The following is a 6,531-nucleotide window of genomic DNA, read 5'->3' on the forward strand; positions in this document are numbered from 1 at the left end:
CCGGTCCGCCGGGCGGCCTTCCCGTGGAGGGGTGGGGGCTCGGCGGATCCCGGCGACGGGCACGTGGGTATGTCAGTGCTTCGGTCGGCGTCGTCGTCCCAGCAGGAGGATGCCTGCCGTGGCCAGGGCGAAGGCGCCGGCCGCCGCGTAGAGGGTGGTGGCCGTCCCCGGACCACGGCGGCCACCACCACCGCCCGCCGGGCGGCGGCCTCGCCGACACCGGCACGGCCACCACCCTCTACGCGGCGGCCGGCGCCTTCGCCCTGGCCACGGCAGGCATCCTCCTGCTGGGACGACGACGCCGACCGAAGCACTGACATACCCACGTGCCCGTCGCCGGGATCCGCCGAGCCCCCACCCCTCCACGGGAAGGCCGCCCGGCGGACCGGTCCGGTGACGCGACGTCAGCGCACGGCGTAGGCGTCGGTCACGGTCTGGACGACGGAGTTGCCGTGGGAGTCCGTCAGCTCGGTGCGCAGCGTGACCGTCTTGCCGGCCGCGCCCGCGTGGTTCACGGTCGCGGTCCAACGGCCGCCCTTGTGCGCGGTGGTGGCTCCAGTCCACGTCTCGCCGCCGTCGTACGAGTACGAGACCTTGGCGGCCGTGAGCGTGCCGGGCGTGTAGCCCGCGTGGCCCGTGACGCTCAGGCCGATCCGCCGGCCGTCCTTCGCCGCCAGGGTCTTCATGCCGTCCGACGGCAGGGCGTAGCCCGGGAACAGCAGCGGGATGCCCTGCGAGTAGGCGTTCTCGTCACGGTGCGAACGGAACTTCCAGGTGGTCTCGGTCTTGGTCGAACGCTTCCACACGGCGGCGGGCTGACCCGCCTTCGTGGTCGTCATGGTGAGTTCGTACGCGGCGTCCCCGGCCGGGACGGTGAACACCCCGGACGGCCAGCCGGATGTGCCGAGCACCGTGCCGCCGCTGGTCAGGCGCAGGCTGCCCATGTCCCCGAAGGAGCCCTGGAGACCGGCGTGTTCGCTGTCGCTCCAGAAGCCCGGCGCGACGCCGATCAAGTTGTCCTGGCGTTCGGCGGCGAGCTGCTGCTCGCCCTGGTCGTCGCGGGGCGCGGACGGGACGAGGATGCCGCGGTACCAGTTCGCCGCACGCTTCGAGCCGGCCTTGTACGTACGGAACTCGTCCACCATGAACTCGCCCCACGGGAAGCTGGACGAGAGCGCCTGCTGCCAGGTGCTGTCACCCACCGAGTAGTACTCGGTGCGCTTTCCGGGTGCGGGCACGCTGTCGAACGAGCCGACGCCGTACCTGGCGCCGTAAGGGAGAGCGACAAGCAGGGTGTCGACGAAGTCGGTCTTGACGCCCATCGACTCATAGGTGGAATCGACCGCGCCGAGTGCCTTGTCCTTGACCTTGTACGTGCGGTCCGAGGTGACGGTGCCCGTTTCGGGGAAGGCGAGGTTGTAGACGAACGGGCTGGCCGCGGTGGCCTTCCAGCTCAGCTCCACCGGTCCGGTGGCCAGCGCGGTGGTCAGCGCGGCCGCCTCGTCCGCCTGGATGCCGAGCGCGGGCAGCGGCGCCGTACCGTATCCGACGGACGGCTTCCACGGCCCCGCGGAGGGCCGGTGGGCGATGATCGCCACGGCGCCGGCGGCCGCGGCGTCGCGGGTCTGGGTGGCCATGGCGCTGCCGTCCGCGATGCCGACCAGGGCGATCTTGCCCGACACACTGGCGGCCTTCAGTTCGTCGGGCGTACCGGTCCCGGCGTCGACGAGTGCGGCCCGTCCGGTGCCGTCGAGGTTGACGGAACCGGTGGACGCGGTGGTGGGGTGCAGGGTGGCGCCGCCGACGACCGCGAGCTTATCGATCTGCGGGGCGTAGGCACGCCAGAAGCTGTCGAACTCGAAGTCGCCGTCCCGGGCCCTGCCCTGGATGTCGACCAGGTAGTCCTTGACGACGCTGCTGCCCGCGATGGAACCGGAGTGCAGCCAGACGCCGTCCCAGCTGCGGCCGAAGGCCAGGGTCCCGCTACGGGTCTCGGTGGTCCGGTCCTCGGTCTTCACCTTGATCCGGTGTGCCTTGCGGGCGTCCAGCACCAGGGTGGTGTCCTTGGTGACGTTCAGCTGCGGCCTGGCAAGGTAACCGACCGACTTGGCGAGCGTCCCGGTGGCGTCCTCGGGGTCGGCAGAGACGATGAAGCTGGAGACGAAGTAGGCACCGGGACGCACCTCGTACACCTGGTCGGTCGAGCCGCCGTTGAAGCGGCGCTCACCGGTGGCGGTGTCGGTGCCGATGACGTCGACCGAGGACGATCCGGTGGCGGCCTTGCCGTTGCGGTCGATCAGCTTGACGCGCAGGGTGACCGTCTCGGCGCCCACGTACAGGGAGAACGGGGTGGAGACCTTGACCCCGCCGGCGGTGGTGGCCACCACCCGGCCGGTGACGTCGCCGTACTGACTGTCCTGCAGCTTCGCGGTCGGGTCGAGCTTCAGCGGGACCTGGACAGTGGCTCCGGCGGGCACGGTGACGCTCTTCGCGCCGAGTGCGGCGACGGAGGACCGGACGGCTGATCCGTCGTTGCCCGTGACGCTCCGGAGCGTGAGCGACAGCTTCACGGGCTTGTCACCCGTGTTGGTGTACGGGATCTGCACCGTGGTGCGGTCCGTCTTGTCCTGCGGCCAGTTGAAGGTGCCGCCCTGGACGGCGGGCGCGCCGGTCACGGTGGTGTCGATGGCGGCCTTGACGTCCAGCCGGCCACCGCCCGTCTCGCGTACGTCCCCGGGGATGTCGCTCTTCGCGGACGACACGAGGGCCGCCTTGACCTGCTGGGCCGTCCAGTCCGGGTGGCGTTCCTTGACGATGGCGGCGGCGCCCGCGACGTGCGGGGTGGCCATCGACGTACCGGACATCGACTGGTAGGCGTAGATGCCTCGGCCGCCTGCCGCGGCGGCTGAGATGTTGACGCCGGGGGCGGCGATCTCGGGCTTGAGGGTGTGCGCGCCGATCGCCGGGCCCCGGCTGGAGAAGCTCGCGGTGGAGTCGTCGCGGTCGACCGCGCCGACGGTCAGCACGCTGGGCGCGCACCCGGGCGAGGAGACGGTGTTGAGCGACGGCCCCGAGTTGCCGGCAGCGACGACGAACAGGGTGTCCTTGCTCCTGCCGAGTTCCTCGGCGGCCAGGCTCATCGGGTCGGTGCAGTCGGTGGGGGCCGAGCTGCCCAGGCTCATGGAGACGACGTCGGCCTTCTGGTCGACGGCCCACTGCATGCCCGCGATGATCCAGGACGAGTCGCCGGAGCCGCTGTCGTTGAGCACCTTCCCGACGAGCAGGTCCGCGCCGGGGGCGACGCCCCTCTTCTTCCCGTCACTGGCCGCGCCGGACCCGCCCACGGTGGAGAGGGTATGGGTGCCGTGGCCCTGACGGTCGTCGGTGGTGTCGGAGTCGGTGAAGTTCTTCGACTCGGTGATCCGGCCCTTGAGGTCCGGGTGTTCGGCGTCCGCGCCGGTGTCCAGGACGGCGACCTTGGTGCCCTTGCCGTCGTAGCCGGCGGCCCAGGCGAGGTCGGCGCCGATCTGCTTGGTCGAGCGGTCGAGGCTGGCCTCGACCTTGCGGTCCAGCCACAGCTTCTTCAGCCCGGCGGCGGAGCGGGACCGGCCGGCTCCGGTGATGTCCGACCAGAATCCGGCGGCCCGCTTCTTGTCGGTCCTGAGCGCCACACCGTCGATGGCCGGGAGGGCGAGGCCGCGCTCGGCGCCGCGCGGGGTGGGGGGCGTGCTGCGTGCGACGCCCTGGGAGTACGTCGCGATCAGCGGTACGGAGTCCGCGTGCGCGTCGTCGTACCCCTGGCGGATGAGCCCGGTGACGTTGAAGAGCTCCTCGTCGACGGTGCCCCCGGCGAGAGCCTTCACCGCAGTGTCCGGATAGACGTACAGGTCCTTGCCCGAGCGGCGGGTCTGCACGAGCGGGACGGTGCCGTCCTCGCGCGGCAGCGCCACGGCCGAGGCGTTGCCCGAACCGTCGGTGCTCACCAGCACCTTGTCGCCGGTGACCAGGGTGACCGTGACGGGCTTGTCACCCCGGGCCGTGGCGGCCGCGCTGCCGGTCAGCGGTCTCTTCGTGCCCGCACCGTCCTGTGGCGCTGCCACGGACGGCGCGATCACCGTGACGGCGAGGACGGCGGCGGTGGCCGCCCCCAGTGCCGTACGCGATATCGGACGCATCGCTCTCCCCAAGTGAAACCGGAACGGGCAGGCACAAAGGCCGTTATTCCGGAGGTTGTTGGTGCTGCGGTGGCGCCACATTGGCAGAGTGTCTGGCGGCACGGGGATGATGTGCCCCGGCGGGATTACGCCGTGGCCGCTTTCCGCCACGACCGGTCGCCGGGCAGCGGGATGCGACACGGCGGGAGACGTCCGGGGATGCCGGGAGCCGTAGGTCTCGACGAGACAGCCGGCCTGCCGCGCGCTCGATGAGGAGAAGGCTCGGGTCGCCCTCGAAGACGCGGTGGCGCATCGGGCGGTCCCTCTGGCGGCCGGGACGGTACTGGCCGGCGCGGTAGGCGGGGTGCTGTACTGGCCGCAGCGGAAGCGCCCGCCAGTCCCTTCGCAGCGGCGGCCGGTGTGGCCGGTCGAGCCGGAGCACGTCTCGGCCCGGAAGGCCGCACACACCGGGCGGCACACACAGGCTGAGGCTGAAGCGGGCGGGATCGGCGCTCTATGAGCGCCGATCCCGTGTGGCCCACGCGGCAACGTGTAACCACGGTGTTCCTGATCGCCGGGTGGAGCCCGCAACGCTCAGGGTGTCGGCCGAGACCGACCCCCATACCTTCCCGCGCCGTGGAAAACATTTGCTGAACTGCCGGCTTGTGCTGCCGCGACACTCTCACACCCGGCAGTTGGGCAGGCCAGGCGGGGTCTGAGGGGTGAAGTGCCGTTCTCCCGGCACCCCGTGGCGAGAGCTGGAGAAGCGGGAGATTGGATAGGGGCGCATCTACGGGTGACGCCCCGGCTCCCGTGATCAAAAAGGCGGGCTCCGCCGCAGCTCATGCCTTGTGCGACCCTGCGCGTCGTTTGATGCTGCCGTACCGCGCCATGGACATCGGTGCATCAATCGACTTCGGGCTCTCGCCCGGGAGCCGACGGCGATGCCACTATGCGAGAGCTCATCCAGGCGTCGGCAAACGCCGGTTGAGCGGAAATCGGAGCCCGCAACACGCCCCGCCTCCCATGAGCGGGACGGTGAAACTCAGGAGCCAGGTCATGTCCCGAACGACTCATGCGACGCGTTGCGTCGTGCACGGTACGTCCCGTGGTCAGCTCGCGACCCCCGATGCTGTGGTCATCATCGTGATCGCCGTTCTCGCGTGCCTGATGGAACGCAGCGGATCGGGCGGGCCGGCGGCGCTGACCGTACTGACGGGCGCCGGACTGCTGTCCACGATCATGCTGTTGCTCCTTCGGGGAGCGCGCTCCGCGGATCTGGCCATGCGCGCTCTGCGCGCGGTCTCCGCGCCGTAGGCAAGACGCTCGTGGGACGCAGAGAGAAGCCCATCGTTACGTCGAACCAGGCTCTTGAACGTCTCGCCTCCTGGCTGCGCGCTCAGCGCGTGGCCGGGGGGTGGTCGTACGCACAGCTGGCGGAACGGGGTGGCTGTCATGCCACGACGCTGCAGCGTGCGGCGTCGGGGGAGCGTGTGCCCAGTGCCCAAGCTGTGGAGGCGTATGCCAGGGCCTGTGATGCATCCGTCACCAAAGCCGCAGAGCTCTGGAGACGGGCGCGTGCGGGTGAGCACTACGGCGGTGCGGGCGTGCCTGCCATGCCGAACCCGATGTATGTCAGCGGGCTCGGCAAACTGAAGTCGGGCCTCCAGCGGCTGTACGTGAAGGCCGGCCGGCCGACCGTGCGCGACATGGAACAACGGGCGGGTGCCTGGGGAAATCTGCCGCACAGCACGGCTCACCGTATTGTGCTGGGGCAGACGGTGCCTCGCGACGAAGGTCAGCTGATCGGATTCCTCGTCGCGTGTTGCGTCCCTGAGGCAGAGCACCCTCTCTGGGTCGCCGCCTGGAGGCGCGCCCTGCGTCTTCCCGGGCAGGCGCCTGTGGTTCCCATGGATGAGAGTGCTCCACGCGCGGCGCGTGCCGTCGAAACAGGGAGACCGCAGCAGCGAAACCAGGAGCCGGCAGTCACTGCTGAGTCTCGCGTGTTCACCCTTCTGGGTCCGGTCCGTGTCCTTCGGGGTGGCGAGCTGCTGCCGTCCGGATCCCCGCAGCAGCGTGCGCTGCTGACGGCCCTTCTGCTGCGCGGCGGACACACGGCGACGGCGGCCGAACTCATCGACGGCATCTGGGGCGACGAGCCGCCCTCGCAGGCCCTGGCCGCCGTACGCACCTACGCCTCCCGGCTGCGCAAGGTCCTCGGCCCCGATGTCCTGGTCAGCGACTCCGGCGGCTACGCGCTGCGGACCTCTCCCGGCGCGCTGGACCTGACCGTCGCTCAGGAGATGGCCGCCGAGGCGGAGAAGGCCCGCGCAGGCGGCGACCGCGACGCGGCGCGGACCCTGCTGAACAAGGCGCT

Annotated in this window: 4 protein-coding genes and 1 pseudogene; 4 read left to right on the top strand and 1 reads right to left on the bottom strand. The window is 70.8% G+C overall.

Annotated elements, in window-relative coordinates; translation table 11 throughout:
• Positions 1-23: 23 nt before the first annotated feature.
• Positions 24-317, top strand: a complete 294-nt coding sequence (locus EAO73_RS37475; protein ID WP_224756609.1) for an LPXTG cell wall anchor domain-containing protein — start codon at positions 24-26, stop codon at positions 315-317.
• Positions 318-404: 87 nt separating this feature from the next.
• Here the strand turns inward: EAO73_RS37475 and EAO73_RS35610 are convergent, their stop codons facing one another.
• Complete coding sequence (locus EAO73_RS35610) at positions 405-4,175, bottom strand: S8 family peptidase (RefSeq protein WP_147975659.1); 3,771 nt, start codon at positions 4,173-4,175, stop codon at positions 405-407.
• Between the two features lie 1,038 nt (positions 4,176-5,213).
• Between EAO73_RS35610 and EAO73_RS35615 the strand changes: the two genes are divergently transcribed.
• The 3 genes and pseudogenes from EAO73_RS35615 to EAO73_RS37035 form a co-directional block, all read left to right on the top strand.
• Positions 5,214-5,471, top strand: coding sequence for a hypothetical protein (locus EAO73_RS35615; protein ID WP_147975660.1), 258 nt, complete (start codon positions 5,214-5,216; stop codon positions 5,469-5,471).
• An 89-nt stretch (positions 5,472-5,560) separates the two neighbouring features.
• Positions 5,561-5,659: pseudogene (locus EAO73_RS37480) on the top strand (hypothetical protein); the annotation flags it as partial.
• A 405-nt stretch (positions 5,660-6,064) separates the two neighbouring features.
• On the top strand, positions 6,065-6,531 hold a 467-nt coding region (locus EAO73_RS37035; protein WP_224756610.1), incomplete at its 3' end, for an AfsR/SARP family transcriptional regulator.

This window comes from Streptomyces sp. col6, assembly GCF_008042035.1.
Lineage (GTDB): Bacteria > Actinomycetota > Actinomycetes > Streptomycetales > Streptomycetaceae > Streptomyces.

Excerpts from the sequence above, each read along its gene's own strand:
- EAO73_RS35610 (WP_147975659.1), bottom strand. The coding sequence starts at position 4,175 with ATGCGTCCGATATCGCGTACGGCACTGGGGGCGGCCACCGCCGCCGTC.
- EAO73_RS35615 (WP_147975660.1), top strand. The coding sequence starts at position 5,214 with ATGTCCCGAACGACTCATGCGACGCGTTGCGTCGTGCACGGTACGTCC.